Below are 23,435 nucleotides of genomic sequence, written 5' to 3'. Positions count from 1 at the left end.
TAATTTAAATGAAAATGGTAAAGTTAAATTAAAATATGATTCTGTACTAAAACATAAAAAAATTGGTCTTGGAATAATGGCGTATAAATATATAAAATAAAAATATATATGAAGCAAAAAAATACAGCATAGGAATGTTTTAAAATAAATTATTACTTAGAAAGAGTAGGAATTATTAAGTGAATAAGTTTAGTAATATATATAAGAATAAAAAAGTATTAGTTACAGGTGCTACTGGATTTAAGGGAGCCTGGCTTTCTATATGGCTTAGTAAATTGGGCGCAGAAGTTATAGGATACTCTCTAGAGCCTTCAACTAATCCTTCTATGTTTAAAATGTGTAATTTGGATAACAAAATTACCAATATAATTGGTGATATTAGAGACTATTCTAGTTTAGTAAGTGTATTTAAAGAGTATAGACCAGACATAGTTTTTCACTTGGCGGCACAACCTCTTGTAAGACATTCATATAACTTTCCAAGAGAAACCTATGAAACTAACGTGATGGGTACAGTTAACGTGCTTGAAGCGGCAAAAAGTACAGATAGTGTAAAAGCAGTAGTAGTTATTACCACAGATAAGTGTTATGAAAACAAAGAATGGGTTTATGGATACAGGGAAACAGACCCAATGGGTGGATATGACCCTTATAGTTCTAGTAAGGGATGTGTTGAACTTGTGGTTTCTTCCTACAGAAATAGTTTTTATAATGAAAGAGATATAGCCTTAGCTTCCGTAAGAGCAGGGAATATTATAGGTGGTGGGGATTGGGCAGAGGATAGGTTAGTTCCTGATTTTGTTAGAGCAGTATCAGAAGATAGAAGTATAATTATAAGAAATCCTCTAGCCATAAGACCTTGGCAGCATGTATTGGAGCCATTATCAGGATATTTGTGGCTTGGTGCATTAATGTTTAAGAGTAAAGAAAAGTATAGTAGTGCTTGGAACTTTGGACCGAAGGATACAGATGTTTTAAACGTAGAGGAAATAATAAAGTTAGCTATAAGTTCTTGGGGAAAAGGTTCTATAGTGTTAGATAAAGGCTATAATCCTCATGAAGCTAATACGTTAAAATTAGACATAAGTAAAGCTAAGGCTTACTTAAAATGGAGTCCAGCATATAATGTTAGTAAAGCGGTAGAGAAAACAATAAGTTGGTATAAGACTTATTATAAAAATGATAATCAAAATATGTATGAATATACTTTGAAACAGATAGACGAATACGAAAAAGAAGCAAAGATACAAAACTTAATATGGAGTGAATAGAATGAGTGATTTGAGTTTTAATGAAATTAATTTTAGAGCTGATATTTTAAATAAAGCTAAAGAGTTCCATAATAAAAAAAGCATCGATAAAAAGTTTATTCCAGGGGAAACTTATATACCAGCTTCAGGTAAAGTATTAGATGAAGAGGATTTAGCCAATTTAATAGATGCCTCTTTAGATATGTGGTTAACTTCAGGGAGATATGGAAATCAATTTGAAAAGGAGTTTCCTAAGTTTTTAGGTACGAGGCATTGCTCCCTTGTAAATTCAGGTTCCTCTGCAAATTTAGTAGCGGTAACTGCTTTGACTTCTCATAAATTAGGCGATCGAAGATTGAAGCATGGTGATGAAGTAATAACTGTGGCTGCTGGATTTCCTACTACAGTAGCGCCAATAATTCAAAATGGGTTAGTTCCTGTATTTGTAGATGTAGAACTTGAAACTTATAACATAAAAATTGATGACTTGGAGAAAGCTATATCAGACAAAACAAGAGCTATAATTTTAGCACATACTTTGGGAAATCCTTTTAATTTAAATAAAGTGATGGAGTTTGCTGAAAAGTATGATTTATGGGTTATAGAGGATAACTGTGATGCACTAGGAGCAAAGTATGGAGGAAAATATACAGGAACTTTTGGGCATATATCTACATATAGTTTTTATCCAGCACATCATATAACTATGGGTGAAGGTGGAGCTGTAGTTACTAATAATTTAGAATTACATAATATAATTCGCTCTATAAGAGATTGGGGAAGAGATTGTATATGCCCTCCAGGAAAAGATAACTTTTGTGGACATAGATTTACTCAACAACATGGAGAACTACCTATAGGATATGACCACAAGTATGTTTATTCTCATTTAGGATATAATCTTAAAGTTACAGATATGCAAGCTGCCATAGGAGTATCGCAACTAAAAAAACTAACTAAGTTTATTGAAATAAGAAGAGAAAATTATAGAAAATTGCATGAAGGATTAAAAAACTTTGAAGAATATTTAATTCTACCTAGAGAAACAGAAAATAGTGAACCTAGTTGGTTTGGATTTCCGATAACATTAAAACAAAATACTAGATATGACAGAAATGGACTTGTACAATTTCTAGAAGAAAGAAAAATAGGAACAAGATTACTTTTTGCAGGGAATATGTTAAAGCAACCAATGTTTACAGAAAATAGAGTTAAATATAGAGTAGTAGGAAATTTAGAAAACACAGATATCATAATGAAGGATACCTTTTGGATAGGGGTTTGGCCAGGCATTGACAATGATCAAATAGAATATATTATTAAGCAGTTTAAAGAGTATTTCTATAAATAGATTTATTAAAAAAATAACTAATAATTTAATTTTTATATTTATAATTCTTCAAATAACGATAAAAGAATTTGTAATAATAGGTGATAAAATTGAGAATTATTGTAGCAGGATCTAGTGGGCAACTTGGAACTGAAATAATTAGTGGATTTAAGAAAGGTATTTCAGAGATTGGGGAAATATCAAAGAAATACAGAAAATCAGAAATTATAGGAATTAATAGTAGAGACATTGATATATCAAACTTGGATAAAGTTTTGCAGTATATTGAGCATGCTAAACCTAATATAATAATTAATACGGCAGCATACACTAATGTTGATGGCTGTGAAGAAAACTCTGATATGGCTTTTAAAGTAAATAGTTTAGGTGCGAGAAACCTTGCAGTAGCTGCTGAAAAAGTTGGAGCAAAGCTCATACATATATCTACAGACTATGTATTCGACGGATCAAGTAATATTCCTTATAAGGAATATGATATAACAAAGCCAGTAAGTGTTTATGGTAAGTCAAAGCTTTTAGGTGAAAAATATGTACAAGATTTTTGCAGTAAGTATTTTATAGTGAGAACTGCATGGCTTTATGGAGATGAGGGTAAAAATTTTGTAAAGACTATCTTAAAAGCAGCAAGGGAAAAAGGATACCTTGAAGTAGTAAACGATCAAAGAGGTAATCCGACTAATGTAGAAGACTTAGCTTATCATATATTAAAAATAGCTTTAACAGATGAATATGGAATATACCATTGTACAGGTAATGGTGAATGTTCTTGGTACGAATTCGCTTGTAAAATAGTAGAATATGCAGAAATTGATTGCGTAGTAAAACCTATAACTTCAGATAAATTAGATAGGAAAGCTAGAAGACCATCCTACTCATGCCTTGATAACATGATGCTAAGGTGTACTGTTGGTGATGAAACGAGAAATTGGAATGAAGCTTTAAAAAGCTTTATTAAGAGGAATATCTAGGTTACATAGGATTAAAAGAAAGAAGTGAAATTATGGGTCAATTTAAGTTTGGTGAAACTTTTATAGAAGGTGTTTATGTTATTGAGCCTAAAGTATTTGGAGATAACAGAGGATATTTTATGGAAACCTATAACTACGAGGATTTTGAGAATGCAGGACTCGATATGAGGTTTGTTCAAGATAATCACTCTATGTCAAGAAAGGGCGTATTAAGGGGACTTCATTTTCAGAAAGAATGTCCTCAAGGAAAGTTAGTAAGGATAACAAAGGGAGAAGTTTTTGATGTTGCAGTAGATCTTAGAAAAAGTTCTAGTACATATGGTAAATGGTTTGGTATTGTTTTAAGTGAAGAAAACAAAAAACAATTATACATTCCAAAAGGCTTTGCACATGGTTTTTTAGTTCTTTCTGAAACTGCTGAGTTTATATATAAGTGTACTGACTTTTATTATCCAGAATATGAATGTGGAATTACATGGAATGATGAGCAAATAAGCATTGAGTGGCCTTTAGATAATATACAAGAGATTATATTATCAGATAAGGATAAAGGATGGAAAAGTTTAAAACAGTTAAACTTTTGCTTTGAATAAATGATTTAGAGGTTATCTTCTAAATCATTTTGTTTTTCTAACGATAATCATTGTAAGTTAAATATTCTAAAGTTAGGAGAAGATTTATATGAAAACTTACCTTGTTACAGGTGGAGCAGGATTTATAGGATCTAATTTTATATGTTATATGCTTAATAAATATAAAAACGATATATTTATCATAAATCTAGATAAACTTACCTATGCTGGAAACCTAAATAATCTTAAGGATTTAGATGGAAACTCTAATTATAAATTTATAAAGGGCGATATATGTGATAGAGAAGCTTTACATAAAATTTTTACAGAACATGATGTAGATTATGTAGTAAATTTTGCAGCGGAATCTCATGTAGACAGAAGTATAAAGGAGCCTGAAATATTCGTAAGGACAAATGTTTTAGGAACTCAAGTTTTATTAGATTTAACAAAACAATATTGGAAAGTAAATTCTGGGTTTAAATCAGGAAAAAAATATATTCAAGTATCTACAGATGAAGTATATGGTTCACTAGGAGAAAAGGGATACTTTGATGAGGATACACCATTAAATCCCCATAGTCCCTATTCAGCAAGTAAGGCTTCAGCTGATATGCTAGTTAAAGCATATTATGATACTTACAAAATGCCCATAAATATAACTAGATGTTCTAATAACTATGGACCATATCAGTTTCCTGAAAAATTAATACCTCTTATAATAAATAACTGTTTAAATGGCAAGGAACTACCGATTTATGGAGACGGTAAAAATATTAGGGATTGGCTTTATGTAAAAGATCATTGTAAGGCAATTGATATGGTGCTCGACAGAGGAACTTTAGGTGAAGTGTATAATATAGGTGGACACAATGAGAAAGAAAATATATATATTGTAAAACTAATTATTGAAAAGCTACATAGTATACTACCGGATGATAGTGATAAAAAGAAGCATATAAATGACAGCTTAATAAAATTCGTTGAAGATAGAAAAGGTCACGATAGAAGGTATGCTATAGACCCTACTAAAATAGGAAATGAGTTAGGGTGGCTTCCAGAAACTAAGTTTGAAGAGGGAATCTTACATACTATAGAATGGTACATAAATAATGAGAAGTGGATCAATTCTGTAACTTCTGGTGAATATGAAAATTACTATAATGAAATGTATAACAAAAGGTAAGGGGGATAAAGGCTATGAAAGGTATTATACTAGCAGGGGGAAGCGGAACAAGGTTATATCCAAGCACTAAAATGGTAAGTAAACAGATTATTCCTGTATACGACAAACCTATGATATATTATCCATTGTCAACTCTTATGCTTGCTGGCATAAAAGATATATTAATAATTTCTACTAAAAGAGATATACCATCATTCCAAGAGCTGTTAGGAGATGGAAGTCAGCTTGGCATTTCTCTTTCATATAAAATTCAGGATGCGCCTAAAGGAATTGCAGAAGCATTTATAATAGGCGAAGAGTTTATTGGAAATGAAAAGGTTGCACTGGTACTTGGGGATAATATTTTTTATGGCTATGGTTTTTCTGGAATTTTAAAAGACGTAGTAGATAATAATGAGAGCCCCTGTATTTTTGCTTACTATGTAAATAATCCGGAAGACTATGGAGTTATAGAATTTGATAAGGACGGCAAGGCTTTATCTATAGAAGAAAAGCCTAAAAATCCAAAATCAAATTATGCAATACCAGGACTATATTTTTATGATAATAGTGTAGTTCAAATAGCTAAGTCTCTGAAACCCTCATTACGAGGAGAATTAGAAATAACGGATATAAATAAAGTATATCTTAAGGCTAGAAAATTAAATGTAAAAACTTTAGGTAGAGGTTTTGCCTGGCTTGATACAGGTACTCATGATTCATTGCTTGAAGCTAGCAACTTTGTACAAGCTATTCAAAAGAGACAAGGATTATATGTTGCTTGCATAGAGGAAATAGCATACAGAAGCAAATTTATTACTAGAACTCAGCTTGAGAAATTAGCTGAACCTCTTCTTAAGACAGATTATGGAAAATACTTGATGAAATTATAAAAGAGGGAGATCAATATGTTAACTTTATGCATGATAGTTAAAAACGAAGAGGAAACACTAGAAAAATGCTTAAATAGTGCTAAAGAACTAATAGATGAAATAATTATAGTTGATACAGGATCTACAGATAAAACTAAAGAAATTGCATTTCAATGTACTGATAAGGTTTTTGATTTTAGGTGGTGTAACGATTTTTCAAAAGCTAGAAATTACGCTATTTCAAAAGCTTCAAATGACTGGGTATTAATTTTAGATGCTGATGAGATTATAAAAGAATTTAATAAAAAAAGCATACTTGAGTTTTGTAATAAAAATAACAATACAATTGTTGGTAGGTTAAAGAGAATAAATGAATATGAAGATGAATACGGAGTAAAAAGGTATATAGAGAGGGTTAACAGACTTTTTAATAAAAATTACTTTAATTACGAAGGTATAATACATGAACAGATAGTTAGGAAAGATAGAAATTTATATAATGCTAACAATATAGATTTAATTATAAATCATATAGGGTATTCTAAAGAAGTTGTAAATAAAACAAATAAAATTCAAAGGAATATAGATCTTTTAAAGAAGGCTCTAGAAAATAATTTTACGGATCCGTACTTACATTATCAACTGGGTAAAAGCTATTTTATGCATAAGGATTATAAAAATGCTTATAATTCTTTTAAGGAAGCTATAAGTTTTATAGATAATTTCCAATATGAATATGCTGAAGATTTAGTAGAGAGCTATGGTTATACATTGATAAATTTAGAGTTGTTTAAAGAAGCACTAATACTATATGAATATGAAAAGTACTATTGTAATTCTCCAGATTTTTTATTTATATTAGGTCTTATAGAAATGAATAATAGTAAATTTCAAATAGCAGCAGAAACTTTTTTGAAATGTACGGAATTCAAGGAGGGGAAAATAGAAGGAATTACTTCCTACTTACCGTTATATAATATAGGTGTTATATTTGAATGCTTAGGATTTGAAGATGAAGCTTTACAATATTACAAGCTATGTGAGGGGTATGTTCCAGCCGTAAAAGCTATAAAGAGAATTTAGATATGTGAAAGTCAAGCTTAATAGTGGTAGCACAATTAGAGTTTGTACAAGATAAGAATAGATAGTTATCACAATTGTGGTAACTATCTATTCTTATTTATTTATGATACATTTGATTGATTAACGTAAAGCTTCTAAAAATTCAGCTAAATTATGCTCTTTGATTACTATAATACCCCTTAATTTTTTCTACGCACTACTGGTAGTAAACCAGAACACTATCCTCTAATCTTTCACAGTTTTTAGTTGTTTGTATAAATTTTTCATCAATATCAGCAAGGTAAAATATATCATGATTTACCATACATCTAATATGAGCGAGAAGGATATTGAGGAACTGTTCAGTTTTGGTGATTGAAACAGAAAAGGTTGAAGAGATGAGGAAAGATTTAGTAACTGTAGAAATAGTGAAAGACATGGGAAATTTAAAAATTGTAAAATAAAATTGAATTATTATGAAAAACTCTTAATGAGCTATCTCACAAAACCTAATTTGTGAGATAGCCTATTTTATTCATGAACCTAAAGTTACCATTTGTTAAATATTCACTAAATACGATCAAAGGAGTTTTTGTTAGTAAATCCATTCGTATACAGCAGAAGGAAGGAGAAAATTTTTAAAACTTGGTGTTTTTTGTGGAAAAAAGTAGCATAAAATGGTATCATATTATATAATGAGATTTTTATTGGAATAAATGCAGAAAATTGTAATTTGCAACTAAGTTTTAGTGTAAATGTTAGAGACAATAGATAAGGGGAATGGAAACACTATGGGGAAAACTAAAATATATGTATCAGTACAAGAACTTAAAGCTGGAATGATTTCTGCACAAAAAATAATGTTTAATAATCTAATATTAATTAGTCCAGGATTAATATTTACCGAATCAATAATCGGAAAACTCAAAGAAAAGTATCTATTTGATAAAGTGCTTATCTATAGTGACCAAGAGGTAGAGGAATCTGACTTACCAAAACAAAAAACTGTAGAAGAGATAGAGAAAAGTTTTCAAGAGTTTTCAGATATAGTGGAAGATATGTTTTCTACTATTGAAAACACCAATAAAGCAAATGTGGATGAAATTAGACTTTTTGGAAAGAAGATTCAAGATGAGTTAGGTCCACCTAGTTTGGTCATTAAAAATATAGTACTTCATGGAAGTGGTGATGATTGTATTTACAGACATTCTGTAAATGTTGCAGCATTAAGTTCAATGATAGGTAATTGGATGGGCCTTGACGAAAAAGAGGTTAATTTATTAACTTATGCAGCTATCCTTCACGACTTTGGAAAAACAAAAATAGACAAGAGAATACTTAGCAAATCAGATACATTGACAAGAGGGGAGTATGAACTAATAAAAAAACACCCTATAATTGGATATGAATTTGCTAAAAACATACCTTACTTGCATCAGACAGTGGGCTATGGCATAGTTATGCACCATGAACGGTTAGATGGTTCGGGATATCCTTTAAGGTTGAAAGGTAATGAAATTCACCTTTTTGCAAAAATAATAGCAATTAGTGACGTTTTTGATGCTATAAATTCAGACAGACCTTATAGAAAAAAGATGGATCCTTTTAGTGCTCTAGAAACAATTCGTAGAGAAAGTTTAGGAAGGTTAGATTATGAGTGCTGTAAAATGTTCATAGAGCATGTTGCAAATTACTACATTGGTGAAAAAGTTTTACTAAGTAACAATAAGGTCTGCAAAATAGTTCAGGTAGATTTCAAAAATCTTTCAAAGCCTTTACTACTTTCAGATTCAGGGTTTATAGACTTTAAAAATGAAAAAGGAGTATCTATAGAAAGACTGATGCTGTAGACAGATTATTTCTAGAACTAGATAGTATGAGTATTCTGATAAAGGTATAGAGTGTATCTTAAGACTTAAATAAAAGTATGATATACTTTAAATAGTAGTGCATAATTATAGTCTTAGGATAGGATTATCCCAAGACTATAATTATGCAGTTTTTTCAATATTGTTATTTAAATTATAAATAAGGATTACTAGTATGGAGAGATAGTTCTTCTCCACTGCTATTAATTATTACTACCTTTGTAGGAAGTTCTTTAACCTTTTCTGCAAATTTCTTTGTAATATTGCAGTTATCACCAAAATGCATAGGAATGAAAAATTTAGGTTTTAACTCTTTAATAAAATACTCGCCACCTAAACTGTAGTGTTCTTCAAGTCTAGGGTCTACAGGGAAAAAAGCTATATCTATATTTTCATCCTTAATTTTTTCTATTTCTAATTTAAAGTTTTTCTCTGCGAAGCTCCTTTCCTCAAGAGAATCGTCCTTCCAATGCCACCAGTTTAAATCACCAGCATGAAAAAGTGTTATACCATCTACTTTAATCAAAAAAGATATACCTATATCTGTAGAACCATAGGCTTTTACATAAACTTCTGAAGAGTTATCAATTTTACTATTATTCTTATGAGCATGTGGTGAATCATCTTTAAACTCGAAAATTGTTTCTTCGTATTTTGAAAGCTTATAGTAGTTACTTTTTTTAAAGTCTACAGGTATGTCACTATCCAGTATATATTTAATACTAGGATTAATTTTTTCCCAATGTAAAATTTCAGTATTAAAATGATCCTCGTGATTATGAGAAGAAAAAACCAGAACATTATTTTTATTTTTTATATTGTCCTGTAGTGAAAACTTACTTTGGCCATTATTATTTAATTCTTTGGCGCTCATATAGTAATCAAATACTAAAAAATGATTTTCAGTTTCTACAGCAAATCCGCTGTGGAATATATAGTATATTCTTATTTTTGATTTATTCATAGTAATTCTCCTTCTATACTTAGTGTATATTCCTGCACATTATTGATTTTACTTATAATTATTATATACTATTTTGATGCCGACCACACATAGAGCTTTCTGTATAAATATTTGTAAAAATATTAACTGTGGATTGAAAACCAGTATTTTTATATTAAATAATAAGATTATTGGCGAGCTATACTTATACATAATAGTTTAAAAATATTAAAATTTAGTATATAATAAAAAGACAAATTGGATGAAAGGGGAAATGAACTATGAAATTTACATTCGAACACAATAATATAAATGTATTTGATCTGGAAAAAAGCGTAGCTTTTTATAAAGAGGCTTTAGGATTTAAAGAGATTAGAAGGTATCAGCCAGAAGATAAAAGCTTCACTCTTGTGTTTATGGGGGATGGCGTTAATGCTTATCAGCTTGAGCTAACATGGCTTCGTGATAGAAAAGAACCTTATAATTTAGGAGATAATGAAATACACATGGCGGTAAAAACTGAGGATTTTGAAGGTGCTTATGAACATCATAAGAAAATGGGTTGTATCTGCTATGAAAATAAAGGAATGGGTCTTTACTTTATAGCAGACCCAGATGGATATTGGACTGAAATTTTACCTAACAAGAATGTAGTTTAATATAAACCTTGGCATGAGCTATATTGTAATACATAAATTTGTATTACAATATAGCCCATTTTAATTTACATAAGATCTTCTTATAAGTTTCCCATAACATTTTAGTGACTATTAGAATATATTTTACTATAAGTAAAAATAGGAGAGATAGATATGTCAATAGGAGATAAGTTAAAGATTTTAAAAATTTCACTGGAAGACGGGGCAGAAGCTGCAGCTAAAAAGTCCCAAAGTCTTGTTGAATACTCAGAACTATCAATTTCTATGGCATCCTGTAAGAAAAAAATAGATGAAGTGTATTTAAAAATAGGTGAAAGAATATATAGGGACTTTAAAGAGGGGGACCTAAACATTTCAAATATTAGGGAAATATTAGAGTATTGTACTGAAATAAATGAACTAGAGAGAGAATTAAAAAAACTAAAAAAGAAGATGCTAAAGCTAAAAAATAAAAAGGAATGTAGAAGCTGTGGTAGGCTTATCGAAAAAAAAGCTCAATACTGTGATAGATGTGGGTGTAAGCAGTGATTAAACTTTGTTAACTTGGACATAATTACAGAAAATGTAATTAGGAGGACAAGGTCTTGAACAAAGTAGTTTTAATTGGGCGACTGACAAAAGATGCGGAACTTATGCAGCTGGAAGGTAAAGAAAGAGGTGTTTTAAGATTTACCTTAGCAGTGGACAGAAGGTTTTCAAATAATAGTGGAGGAAAAGAAGCAGACTTTATTCCAGTTAGATATTGGAGTGATTTCGGACATAAAATTCAGCCGTATTTACTGAAAGGAAAGCTTATAGGTGTAAGTGGAAAAGTAAGTACAAGAAGCTATACTACAGATGAGAGTGCAAAACGATACGTTACTGAAATCGAGGCGGACAATATTCAGTTCTTAGAAAGAAAGAAAGAGGATATTGTATAATTAAGCTAAGATAAAGTAGTATGAATAAAGAGAACTGTTTATTTTAGGCTCAACATTAGGTTGTTGAGCCTAAAATTTAGTTGATAACAAGTAGATTATTTAAGTCATTTTTCTATAACTTAAACTTATCTATATTCGCCATCATTTCCTTTGAAGTATTATTTAATATGTTAGTTGAAGATGATACATCATTAGAAAAAGAGCTTAGCTTTTCAGATAAAGCGGCTATTTCTTCAGAGGAAGTAGACACTTCTTGCGCTAATGAAGAAATTTTCTCTATATTGCTTAGTATTTCATTCTTTTGATTGTCTACGCTGTTAATGGAGTCGGTTGCCTTTTTCATTTTAGAGGCAACTCTAGATACAGAATCCATAATGGTTTTAAAGGATTGAACGGTACTGTTTATTGTCTGTATTTAATTGTTTGATTCTTCATTCACTGACATTGAATCACTAACGATTAAGCTTGTACTTTTAGATATATCTTCTATTAACTTATTTATACTTTCATTGTTGTTACTAGCCATACTGTTAATTTCTTTTGAACTAGAGGGAAAATAATATTATTAGCATTAGATTCCTATAAAAATTTAAAAATCTTAGTTAGTTAAATATAGGTTTTTGTTAAATTGTTTTTTATTTACAAAATCTATCATCTTAATTGACACATTCATGATTTCATTGATAGAATAAAGATATGGAATAATATATTATTAGACTTAAAAAATTATTAAACATATTTAACAATAAAAGGTGGGAAACAGTTTTGGGTGGTAACGAGAAAATACTGATTAATAAAGAATGCATAGATAAAATTAAAGCTGGAATGCATACTATAAGAGTAACAACTAAGGAAAAAAAAACTAGAAGAGAGATAGAAGCCCTCATAAACATGCTGGAAAGTGAAATTAACTTAGATAATTTATCTTTAGAAGAGAAGATACTTCAAAAGATGAGAGAAACGAAAAGCGCAGATCCTGAAATGAATGCAAATCTTTATATACTACATCGTAAATTAATCAATGGACAAATTACTGAAGAACAGGCGCTGGAGTTATTTGAAATGTATGTTAAAACAAATGACTTTAATTCATTTTTTTAAATTAAAATTGAAGGTGGGATCCTATGAACAATAAAATTTTGTTAAACAAAGATCTGCTAGATAAGATAACTTCAGAATTAAAAGAGCTTAAGACTATATGTAGAGATGAAAAGATGGCCAAGAAAATCGAGGATTTATTGAATAATATAGTCGATGAAACTACCAATAAAACAGTGTCTCTAGAAGAGCTTATAAGAGAAAAGATGAAAGAAACTAAGCTTGTAAACCCGGACCTTAATGCTAGTTTATATCTCTTATACCGTAACTTAGTGAATGGTAAAATAACTCAAGAAGATGCTTTAAGAAGATTTGAAGCTTATGTTAGAATGGAAGGCTATGACAAAAAGATATATTAATTATATAATATCAACCTTTAAGTTGGAAAACATTACTAGGTGTTTAACTTAAAGGTTGATTTTTATTTCCTCATAATTTATTGTATAATAGAATATAATGTCATATTTAGTATATTAAACTTAAAAAGAAAATTTATTTTAAAACAGCCTATTATTAAATATTATTGTAAATTATACGATAATAAGATAGGATGAATATTCCATTGTGTATCACACAAGAAATTAAATTTGTTTCTTAAATAATATTAAAATTATGATGTTTTATTTTTAATAAAAGTATTGGAGGAAATATAGTGATTAGGAAAAAGAAATATATACTCGCTTTAATATTAACTGCTACCCTAAGCACTAATTTTTTTTATAAGGTTAGTGCAGCATTTCCAGGGCTAAAGAGGTTATATGGTGAAGATAGGTACACTACTTCCTTAAAGGTAGCTCAAGACGGCTGGTCATCTTCTTATTATGCTATTTTAGCCTGTGGTGAAGATTATCCTGATGCCTTAAGTGCAGTACCTCTTGCAAAAAAGTATAATGCCCCTATACTTTTAACTCATAGAAACTATATTGATTCATCAGTATTAAATGAATTGAAAAGTCTTCAGGTGCAGAGGGTTGTTATAATTGGAGGAGCAGGATCTGTCAGCGAAAAAATTGTAAGCGAGCTTAATTCCTTGGGTATAAGTACTGAAAGAATCGGAGGCGCTGATAGATATGAAACATCTATAAAAATAGCAGAGAAGTTTGGAAATGTAGATACTTTAACAGTGGCTACTGGAGAGGACTATGCTGATGCCATATCTGTAGGGGCAGCAGCTGCTGCTATGGAAGTCCCTGTGGTTTTAGTTCCTAAAAATACTATGCCTAATACAACAAAGGAATATATAAATAGGTTAAGAACTATAAAAAGTTCTGAATACAGTAATCCACAAAATGGACAAAAGGATAACACAAAAGACAATGTGGGAGCCTTTAGAAAAATGAAGGTTTTTGTAGTAGGAGATAACAATATAGTAAGTGATAATGTAGTAAGAGAATTTGAAAATACCTTTAAAGATGAGGGTGGAATACAGCAATTTGGAAATGTTGAGAGAATAATCGGACAAGATAAGTATGAAAGAAATATTAATATAGTAGCTAGATTTTTACAGAATTATGAAGGTAAAACTATAGAATACGATGATCATAAAAAGAGTAAAGATGACTATGATAAGACACAGTATTCTACAGAATATGATTTGTTTAATCTTAATAATATATTTATCGCCTCAGGAGATGGCTTTGCAGATGCTTTATCCGGTGCAGCTTTAGCAGCTAAGACCAAGTCTCCCGTTATACTTAGTGGTAATTCTAATTCTCAAATGTTAAAAAACTTCATTTTAGATAAAATACCTAACTACGATAACAACAGTACTGCTCCAGAATATTTGACAGTATTAGGTGGAGAAGCTGTAATGCCGGATAACAGAGTAAATGACATTTTTGGAACTGTAATTTTTGATAGCGGTGTTGATTTCACAAATTCTTCAGTGAAATTTAAAGATAAGCAGTTTGAAAAGCTTGTTAGGGATAAGGTAGGGATTCATGACAGGGAATTACACTACTCTGATTTGAAAAACATTACATCTTTAGACTTAAGTAATAAGGGAATAGGAGACATAACTGGACTTGAGTATTTTTCCGGTCTGCAAAGTTTGGATTTAAGTTACAATCAGATAACAAATGTAAAGCCCATTATAAAATTATATGCCCTTGAGAACTTGAATTTAAGCCATAATCAGATAATGGATATATCCTATATATCCAATCTTAGGAACCTTAAGCAGTTAAGTTTAAGCGACAATAAAATAAGTAACTTAGATGACTCAAGGAAATCAGAGAAGGACTATGATGAAAAGGACTATGATAAGGTAAGTCAAAATGTATTTAAGTATCTTACTAATTTAACCTTTTTAGATTTAAGTAATTCTAATATTAAGGCATCTACCAGCAATAAAAATAGAATAAACAGTGGAGATTTAGATAACTTAAAGGTGCTTACAAACCTTGTATCCTTAAATTTAAAGGGAAACAGCTTAGGAAGTCTTAGTGATTTAGAAAAGCTGACAAGCTTAAAGACTCTAAACCTAAGCAAAACAGGGATAAGCAGTCTAACCTCCTTAGAAAAGTTAGTTAACCTAGAACAACTTGATATAAGTCTTAATAACAACATAGATGGAAAAGACTTAAAACCACTGCAAAAGCTATACAACCTAAAGTATTTAGATGCTAGCAGCAATAATATAGATGATTTAACTTATATAGGAGGATTAACTTACTTAAATACTCTTTACTTAGAAGATAATCCTATTAGGGACTATACCCCTATATTAAACTATAAAAATTCACTTTATTATAGAGATTTTGATGCGGCTTTAGTGGAAGAGAGTGACAACTTTTATTCAACAGATTCTATTATAAATGGGCAAATTAAAAACCAGATAAGTGAATTTGAAAGTGCCTATAATTATAGCAATTACAGTAAGCTTAAACTTAGACAGTTATATCGTCCCTATGATTTGGGTGCTTACAATACGAAGCTTACAGAACTTTATAAGGATAGGGAATGGTTAAATAGTCAATTATCCTTTGGTGGGTTATCTGCTCTTCAGCTTAAAGATATAAATGATGATTTAACAAGTATTGAGGATCAAATAGCAGATATAAATAAGAAAGATGATATGAATAGAAAAGTTAAGGATTTACAGAATCAGCTTATTACAACTTATACCCCAAAGGATATGGCAAAAATTATAAATGAAATAAATTATATTTACGCAGATTACAGATATGATGATTATAGAGTAGAAGTCGATAGATGCAGCAGAGATATAGAAAAGATGAAGGCACAGCTGCAAATAATAAGTATGCAAAGTCCAAGCTATAGCGGTGCTAGCAGTGTAGAAGATATTAAATATGAGCTTGAACAGAGACAAAGGGATTTGGATTTTGCTCAAGAAAAAGTAGGAATGTATGATAACTATAGAAACTTTTTCAATGCAATAAGTTCAGTAATTGAAGAAAATTAAAGAAAGGAGCTGTATATATATTAATGAATAAATCAATATTTATAGGCGTGTTAAAAAGCAAAAGACTGGCATTAATAGTAGCAGCAGTAGCAGTCTCCAGCACATTAAATGCTGCAAAGGTACAAGCTGCACCAGAGGTAAACAGATATAATGGCATGGATAGGTATGAAACTGCTGCTAAGGTATGTAATGATGGTTGGAATATGGATACAGATTATGCTGTAATAGTAAATGGCGAAAATTTCCCAGATGCTCTTTCTGCTGCTCCTCTTGCTAAAAAATATAATGCACCTATACTTTTAACGGAGGCAGAGGTACTAAATCATTATACTTCCGCAGAACTCACAAGGTTAAATGTGAAAAATGTATTTATAATAGGAGGAAAAGGTGTAGTATCACAAAGCATAGAGGATGCTTTAAAGGCAAGAAAAATAAAGGTAACTAGACTTGGTGGAGCAGATAGATACGAAACTGCCCTTCAGGTGGCTGCAAAGGTTGGGAAAACCGGGGAAGTAGCTATTATCAATGGTAATGATTTTAGGGATGGTATGACCATTGCATCTATAGCAGCTGCAAAAGGAATGCCCATAGTCTTAACGGAGAAAAACCACATGCCAGATTCTGTTAAGAAGTATTTAGGCAATACCTCTAAAATGGCACAGGTATATGTGGTAGGAGATGAAAATACCATAAGTGAAGAAGCTATAAAAGGTCTTTCTAACGTCAAAAGAGTAGGTTATGGAAATGCATATGAGAAAAATACCAGCATAATAGATGCTTTTCAAAATGAACTAGATACAGATACCTTGTATGTAGCTTCTGCCAAAGATTTTCCAGATTCACTTGCAGCTTCTGCATTAGCTCCAAGGACAGCATCTCCTGTCTTATTTGTAGATAGTCCTATGGATGCTTCTACGCAGAGATTTTTGAAGAAGCATATAGTTAACAAGCTAAAGGTTTTAGGTGGACCAGGTTCTGTAAGTTATGATGCTGAACAAATTGCTAAAGGGCTTCCACTAGGGATAGGAAAAGCTGAGAATATAACAGATACTATATGGCAAAATGAAAAGTATACTCCACCAGCAACTATGATAATAACCGCTACAGATGGCAATAAAAAAGAAGTATCTGTAGACTGGAATCTTACTAAAATAAATACTACAAAGCCGGGGATATACACCTTTACTGGAAAAGTTAAAGGTTCAGACAAAACAGTATTTACAACTTTAACAGTAAAACCAATACCATATAAAATTGATGATATAACAAAAACTGCTAAAAGTAGAGAGAGTTTTGAACTTCCATCTACAGTAACTGCTCAGATGTCTGATGGAACTAAAGTTCCAGTGCCCGTTACCTGGGATTATGGAACACAAAATGGCAGCAAAGGAGGAGTTTATACCTTCAACGGTACTGTAGATAAATACAATAAAAAGGTTAAATTGACCTTAACTATAACCCCTAAAGCTGCTATAGCAAGCATAGAGGATTTCAAGAAGGTTTTTGAAACTTCGCAGGATATGTATAGCTTTATAAGATCTAAAATGCCAAAGGAGGCAACGGCATTAATGGATGATGGAAATGAGAGTACTGTTGATATAACTTGGGAACCAGTAAGTAAACTTACTAATGGAAGTGCAGCAGGAACACATATACTAAGAGGTACTGTACCAGATTATGCAAATAAGGTTAAATTCCTTATGATAGTAAAATCTGAAGGTGGAGTAGATCCAAATCCAAGTAATCCGGGAAATGGAAGTGGGGATACTGGAACGAACCCAAATAACCCGAATAATCCAGAGGATCCAGATGATACTGTTAAAGATTTAGGAGAATTACCAGCTATTGTACAGGGACAGGCTTATCCTGATACAGTTAAAGATCCTGTAACTGGAAGACAAGTACAAGTTACTTGGACAAAAGTTATTAATATAGATACTACCTTTGTAAATGAAGATAAATTAGAGGATTGTAGAATATCAAAAGTAACTTTAGAAGGAACTATAGGAAATAGCAATAATAAAGTTAAGGCTACAATTGGAGTAATCCCTAGAATATTAGGAATAACAACTAGTAGTAATACAAGTAATACTTTAACACCTGTAGTTATACCTATAAGTGGAACTGGCGTCTATGATATGGAAACAGCTACAGAGCAACTAAGAGCTATCATAATAGATCCGAGAACTGGAGAGAGAATTAAAAAGGAAGTTACCGTTCTTATTTGGGATCCTCCTTATATAAGTGTGGGAGATTCTCAAAACTATAATGTTAGAGCAGCCATAAAGTATTATATTAATTCAAATAATACCAATACCATTGATGTTACCTTACAAGTTCAACAAACTCAAAATTAGAAGCTAATTAGGAGGAAAATGTAATGAAGAGAACCAAAGTATTAGTCATGATAGCAACAATTGTGCTGGGAATTGGTTCAGCAGCACAAGCAAAACTACCAGCTGACTCAATAATGATTGGTAGTAATGTATACAACATAGGATATCTTAACAATCCAGCAAATTTGTTAAATATAAATGATCAACTAATGAATAATTTAGGATCAATATATTTTATAGATAGTTCAGGAAAAGCAAAGGATATTTTTACTGAAGCAGTAGTAGAAGATAACCAAATAGCAGCAAAAGTAGGAAACACATTGACTTATTATACATCTGCAGGAACAAAAAAGAAAATAGTTACAAATTCTAATGGTGAGTATACAGATCCTGCAGATACCAATACAAATATGTTTGCTATAGTAAATGTAAACTATAAAACTATAACTACAGGATTTAGTATGTATAGTGTTAAGGCTACACAGGTTGAAGGAATAAGTAATGCTGCTTATTTTAAAGTTGGGGATAGTGCAATTACTCCCCTTACAGATATAGCAACGTATATAGGTGGATACTCATCTGGCAGTGGAATTTTATTCTCTTTATATGCCAGTGATGGAATAACTGAACTTGCAAATGGTTATGCGAACTTAAATCAAGGAAGTTCTACATCTGGCAATGTTAATGTTTCTATAATTTTAACACAAACATCAGCACAGAATCCGGCAGATAACTCAACTCATGGGAACACTGCTTTGAATTTAACTAATAATGGTTTTGCAGCTATAGATAAGAATAACAGCTGGATATACTATAAAAATACTGCAGATAGTAATAAACTTTATAGAAAAAGTGTAACTGGTGTAGATGATTATGTTATAAGTGATGATAGTGTTAATTATGTGAATACAGTTGGTGACTGGGTATATTATAGTAGTTATAAAGACGGTGGAAATATTTACAAGGTAAGAACTGATGGAACCCAAAGACAAAAAATCTGTGATGATATGGCATCATATATAAATGTAGTAGGAGATAAAATCTATTATATTAATAACTCTGATAGAGGAAGAATATATATAATAGATTCTCAAGGAAGAAGACAATTTATATCAGATTCAGCTAAACAGCTAGCTGTCGGAGACAGTTTCTTATTTTATATAAATGCTTCCGATGGAAATAAGTTGTATAGCTATAATCTACTAAATAATGGTATGAAAACCAAGTTGAGTGATATCAGTGCAGAATTTATTAGTGTTTCAGGAGATTATTTAATTTACTATAGTGGTAAAGATGGTAAGCTTTATAGATCTACAGGAAGCTATACAAATCATCCAACTCCACTAAGTGTAATTACAAATATTCCTCAAAAAGGATCTGCTAATATGAAAAGTGTAGCAGATAAGACTACAGCTATACTAGGAGTAAGTGACAATAACATTTATTATATAAGCTATGTTGATGGAAGAAAAATATATAAGTTAGACAGCACTGGAAATGGATACAAGGTAGTAGACGATTCTGCAGATTTTATTAATATAGTAGGTGACTCACTCTATTATATGAAGTCAGGAAAGGTATCTGTAATTCCAAAAGATTCAGATGGAAGTACAAAGGGAACTGCAGTTACAAAACCTAAGTTAACTGAAAAAGTAGTAAGTATAGATCCGCTTCCGACTTTTTCAACTGATGACATAACAAACTTTAATTTTCCAGACAGAGTTTCTGCTATTATGAGTGATGGAACTATTCGTCAATTAGTTGTTAACTGGAATAAGACTGTACCTAAACCACAAAAAGGTGTGTATAATTTCACTGGTAGTATATTAGGTTATGGAACAAAGGTTACTTTATCAGTGGCACTAGATTCTGGAACAATAAACGCAGGCAATATAATCGTTGTAAATGAAGTAGGAAGTAAAGACACTGTAACTGTAAAGGGAGCAAATACAAAATTAAAACCAGGAGACATAGTAAGTGTTTATACCAATATGTCTGATACAAAACCAGCAAAAACTGCAGTAGTAGATAATAATGGTAATGCTGTTATATCTGGTTTAAATCTTGATCCAAATGGCACTACTATATATGTAACTGTAACAGCTACTGGTAAGGCAGAAGGAAGTAAAATAGCAGTTTCATGTCCAGCAGAGGCACCAACAGGCTTCCAGATAGATGCCCAAAACCAAAAGATAACAGGTTTAAAACCAGGAAAAGCTTATAAAGTTTATATCAATGACCAAAGTACTGATGGAAGCATACCTGCTCTTCCTTCAGATTATATAACTGCTAGCGCTAATGGCGATGGTGAAATAATAGTGAGCAATATGCAGTCTAAGATAACAGGTAATAAAGATCTTAAACAAATGCTTAGAGTAGTCCTTGCTGGAAATGTTGATAGTATGCCATCAACACCAATAGAAATAAGTAAAGCAAAAGTTCCAGATTATGTATCTATTGACTTAAATCTTGGAAGAATTGTTGGAAGTACTGCTGGAATGCAGTATAGATACAACACAGATGATTGGAAAGACTGTCAAGGAGGAAGTACACCGATTTCAATGACTATGTCGTTACAGGTACAAGTTAAGGTTAAAGCAAGTGGACCGGTTATGGAAAGTGATGTTGAAACCTTTGGATTGTTCCCAATGCCTGTGGTAACAGGACTTGAAAATGGAAAGATTTACTCTACCGGTGTTGATGCTGACGGAAAATCTACTTTCCCTGAAGTAAGCTGGAATACAGGAAAAGTTGGAAGCATAACTTACTCAGCTAAGTTGACTAGAAAAGATGGAACATTAATAAGTGATAATGAAACTCCATCAACGATATTGAGTCATTTAAAAGCATCAGGAAATGGAGATTACATATTAACTGTAACTGCCACTAAAACTGATACTAATATGAATCCAAGCACTGCTACAAATAGCAAAGTTATTAACTTCACTATCAACTCCGCTAAACCTTCAGTTGTAGATATAGATATGATAGAGAAGCCGGGAACTAAGAAAGCTAAGCCAACTGATCCAGATACTTACCATCAAGCAACACCAACATGGACAAACTTAGCAGGAACTTATAGTACAGCTACTATAACTATGACTCATACAGCTAGTGGTACTCCAGGAAGTGTAACTTATACACCAGTACCTACGCCAGCTACAGTAGCTTTCGTACCAGGAAACACTATAACTCAAAATGGAGAGTATAAGCTTGTTGTAACTACAACTAGTAGAGAAAATGGAGCAGTTACTACAACTGAAAAGACATTTAGAGTTGATAGTATTGATACAGCAGTTTCGCCTACTGTAACAGGAGTAACTAATGGAGGAGCTTATAATGGAGCAGTAACTCCGAAAGTTGTTGATGATCCAAATTGTACTACAAAAGCAACTATAATGCTTAACGGATATACTACGGATTATCCAATAGACCCTACAACGCACGAAGGCAGAAAAGTTACTGTTAATGGATCTTATGTATTGATACTAAATACTACAAACAATATTAATGGAAGTACAAAAGAAACTAAGATTGTATTTACCATGAATGATATAAGCAGTATATCTGCAGATGTATCAAGTATCACTCCAACAAATAATCCTTCAGGAGACGATTATGTGAAGGTAAATGATACCATTCCATATGGTTCTGTAATTAAGGTGTACAGTTCTACAGGAAACCTAATAGGATCAGCAACTAATAATAGTGTAGCAGGACCAGTAACAGTAACGATAACTGGAGGCTTCCCAAATAGTGACACTAGCATATATGTAACAAGAACTGATTCAGGAAAGCAAGAAAGTAATAAGACAAAGTTCCCTATAGCATTGGTGCCAAGCATAAAATCAGTTTCTCCAACAACATTAACTGAAACAGCAGCTAATGATGGAACTGTATCAGGAACGATATCTGGAGCTTCAACTGATACCATTGTTGTAGAGATACAAAATGGAACTATAGATAATTCAATAGCAAAAGCTGATGTAACACAGACTAATTTACCAGCAGGATTAGGCTATGATGTTAAGAAACTAGATGATACTCATTTAGGTATAATTATTTCAGGAAAGGCATCAGATCATGCTAATGCAGATGACATAAATTATGTAACCTTTACAATTGATAAGAGTAAAGTAGCAGGGGCAACTGAAAACTTGACTACAGTAAATATAAAGATAGACTTTAATGATCCAGTAGAATTAAAAGTTTCTCCGACAGCATTAACTGAAGCTGCTGTTAACGATGGAACTGTAACGGGAAATATAATAGTGACAGTCAACAATGGAACATTAACTGATCCTAGTGCAAGTGATAGTGTAACTGACAGTACTGGATATGTAACGGCAGCTAATTTACCAGCAGGCTTACATTACAACGTAACAAAAGTTGATAGCACACATTTACAAATAGCTATTTCAGGAAAAGCAGCTGCTAATGCCACTGCTGATAGTGTAAATAATGTGGCGTTCACAATTAAGGCAGGTAAGATAGTAGGGGCAGCTGGAGACTTGGCTACAGGAAATATAAGTGTTAATTTCAAGGATAAATCAACACTAACATATTCAAGTAATGGTTTTTCGGAGGCAGCTGCAAATAATGGAACTATAGGAGCACCAATAACTATTACTCTTACAGGAGATGCATTTGCAGGAAATGTCGGTGATGATTTTGTTTCTAAAGGCCTTGTAACTGTTTCAAATGTACCAGGCGGTTTAAGTGCAAAGATAACAAAAACAAGTGCCAGCGTGTTAACAGTAACATTACAAGGTAATGCAACACTTAATGCTAGTGCAAATAATGTGTCTAACCTAATAATTAATTTTGCTGATGGTGCCTTTGCAAATGAGCCTGCAGCCCAAATAACAAATTCTAAGAAATCAGATCTAACTGTAACTTTTACTGATTAGTAGAAAGATACTTAAGCAGTTGGGTATGGAATTAATT

At 31.6% G+C, this 23,435-nt stretch carries 18 protein-coding genes; 16 read left to right on the top strand and 2 right to left on the bottom strand.

Annotation, left to right across the window (positions count from 1 at the left end):
* Nucleotides 1-179 precede the first annotated feature (179 nt).
* The 8 genes from rfbG (at nucleotide 180) to P8V03_RS00750 (ending at nucleotide 9,090) form a co-directional block, all read left to right on the top strand.
* Nucleotides 180-1,271: a CDP-glucose 4,6-dehydratase gene (gene rfbG / locus P8V03_RS00785; RefSeq protein WP_318796380.1), complete on the top strand. Its 1,092-nt coding sequence runs from the start codon at nucleotides 180-182 to the stop codon at nucleotides 1,269-1,271.
* Nucleotide 1,272: 1 nt separating this feature from the next.
* Entirely contained in the window at nucleotides 1,273-2,601 is a 1,329-nt protein-coding gene (gene rfbH / locus P8V03_RS00780) for a lipopolysaccharide biosynthesis protein RfbH (protein WP_318796379.1), read from the top strand.
* 89 nt (nucleotides 2,602-2,690) lie between these two features.
* On the top strand, nucleotides 2,691-3,569 hold the full coding sequence (gene rfbD, locus P8V03_RS00775) for a dTDP-4-dehydrorhamnose reductase (RefSeq protein WP_318796378.1): 879 nt from the start codon (nucleotides 2,691-2,693) through the stop codon (nucleotides 3,567-3,569).
* A 32-nt stretch (nucleotides 3,570-3,601) separates the two neighbouring features.
* A complete protein-coding gene (gene rfbC / locus P8V03_RS00770) occupies nucleotides 3,602-4,162 on the top strand; it encodes a dTDP-4-dehydrorhamnose 3,5-epimerase (RefSeq protein WP_318796377.1) in 561 nt (186 codons plus the stop codon).
* A gap of 88 nt (nucleotides 4,163-4,250) precedes the next feature.
* The gene (gene rfbB, locus P8V03_RS00765; RefSeq protein WP_318796376.1) at nucleotides 4,251-5,327 is read left to right on the top strand and encodes a dTDP-glucose 4,6-dehydratase; all 1,077 of its coding nucleotides are present in this window, start codon (nucleotides 4,251-4,253) and stop codon (nucleotides 5,325-5,327) included.
* Nucleotides 5,328-5,341: 14 nt separating this feature from the next.
* Nucleotides 5,342-6,199, top strand: a complete 858-nt coding sequence (gene rfbA, locus P8V03_RS00760) for a glucose-1-phosphate thymidylyltransferase RfbA (RefSeq protein ID WP_318796375.1) — start codon at nucleotides 5,342-5,344, stop codon at nucleotides 6,197-6,199.
* Nucleotides 6,200-6,214: 15 nt separating this feature from the next.
* Nucleotides 6,215-7,261, top strand: a complete 1,047-nt coding sequence (locus P8V03_RS00755) for a glycosyltransferase (protein ID WP_318796374.1) — start codon at nucleotides 6,215-6,217, stop codon at nucleotides 7,259-7,261.
* A gap of 770 nt (nucleotides 7,262-8,031) precedes the next feature.
* Nucleotides 8,032-9,090 carry an HD-GYP domain-containing protein gene (locus tag P8V03_RS00750; RefSeq protein WP_318796373.1) on the top strand — a complete coding sequence of 353 codons (1,059 nt, stop codon included), beginning with the start codon at nucleotides 8,032-8,034 and terminating at the stop codon, nucleotides 9,088-9,090.
* Nucleotides 9,091-9,262: 172 nt separating this feature from the next.
* Here the strand turns inward: P8V03_RS00750 and P8V03_RS00745 are convergent, their stop codons facing one another.
* Nucleotides 9,263-10,072 (bottom strand): MBL fold metallo-hydrolase, encoded by an 810-nt coding sequence (locus P8V03_RS00745; protein ID WP_318796372.1) that lies wholly within the window; start codon nucleotides 10,070-10,072, stop codon nucleotides 9,263-9,265.
* Between the two features lie 260 nt (nucleotides 10,073-10,332).
* On the opposite strand from P8V03_RS00745, the gene P8V03_RS00740 reads away from it, so the two are divergent.
* The 3 genes from P8V03_RS00740 (at nucleotide 10,333) to P8V03_RS00730 (ending at nucleotide 11,630) form a co-directional block, all read left to right on the top strand.
* On the top strand, nucleotides 10,333-10,710 hold the full coding sequence (locus tag P8V03_RS00740; RefSeq protein WP_318796371.1) for a VOC family protein: 378 nt from the start codon (nucleotides 10,333-10,335) through the stop codon (nucleotides 10,708-10,710).
* Between the two features lie 153 nt (nucleotides 10,711-10,863).
* Complete coding sequence (locus P8V03_RS00735) at nucleotides 10,864-11,238, top strand: zinc ribbon domain-containing protein (RefSeq protein ID WP_318796370.1); 375 nt, start codon at nucleotides 10,864-10,866, stop codon at nucleotides 11,236-11,238.
* A gap of 56 nt (nucleotides 11,239-11,294) precedes the next feature.
* On the top strand, nucleotides 11,295-11,630 hold the full coding sequence (locus P8V03_RS00730) for a single-stranded DNA-binding protein (protein WP_318796369.1): 336 nt from the start codon (nucleotides 11,295-11,297) through the stop codon (nucleotides 11,628-11,630).
* 112 nt (nucleotides 11,631-11,742) lie between these two features.
* Here the strand turns inward: P8V03_RS00730 and P8V03_RS00725 are convergent, their stop codons facing one another.
* Entirely contained in the window at nucleotides 11,743-11,973 is a 231-nt protein-coding gene (locus P8V03_RS00725) for a hypothetical protein (protein WP_318796368.1), read from the bottom strand.
* Nucleotides 11,974-12,395: 422 nt separating this feature from the next.
* Here P8V03_RS00725 and P8V03_RS00720 point away from each other — a divergent pair, with 422 nt between their 5' ends.
* The 5 genes from P8V03_RS00720 (at nucleotide 12,396) to P8V03_RS00700 (ending at nucleotide 23,398) form a co-directional block, all read left to right on the top strand.
* Complete coding sequence (locus P8V03_RS00720) at nucleotides 12,396-12,731, top strand: hypothetical protein (protein WP_318796367.1); 336 nt, start codon at nucleotides 12,396-12,398, stop codon at nucleotides 12,729-12,731.
* Nucleotides 12,732-12,754: 23 nt separating this feature from the next.
* Nucleotides 12,755-13,087 (top strand): hypothetical protein, encoded by a 333-nt coding sequence (locus P8V03_RS00715; protein ID WP_318796366.1) that lies wholly within the window; start codon nucleotides 12,755-12,757, stop codon nucleotides 13,085-13,087.
* A gap of 293 nt (nucleotides 13,088-13,380) precedes the next feature.
* Nucleotides 13,381-16,152 (top strand): cell wall-binding repeat-containing protein, encoded by a 2,772-nt coding sequence (locus P8V03_RS00710; RefSeq protein ID WP_318796365.1) that lies wholly within the window; start codon nucleotides 13,381-13,383, stop codon nucleotides 16,150-16,152.
* Between the two features lie 23 nt (nucleotides 16,153-16,175).
* Nucleotides 16,176-18,509 carry a cell wall-binding repeat-containing protein gene (locus P8V03_RS00705; protein ID WP_318796364.1) on the top strand — a complete coding sequence of 778 codons (2,334 nt, stop codon included), beginning with the start codon at nucleotides 16,176-16,178 and terminating at the stop codon, nucleotides 18,507-18,509.
* Between the two features lie 23 nt (nucleotides 18,510-18,532).
* Entirely contained in the window at nucleotides 18,533-23,398 is a 4,866-nt protein-coding gene (locus P8V03_RS00700; RefSeq protein WP_318796363.1) for a DUF5050 domain-containing protein, read from the top strand.
* Nucleotides 23,399-23,435 lie beyond the last annotated feature (37 nt).

This window comes from Clostridium tanneri (assembly GCF_033659955.1).
Classification (GTDB): Bacteria; Bacillota; Clostridia; order Clostridiales; family Clostridiaceae; genus Clostridium_AM; species Clostridium_AM tanneri.
The sequence above is the reverse complement of the archived record's forward strand: the minus strand, read 5'-3'. Positions and strand labels throughout refer to the sequence as shown.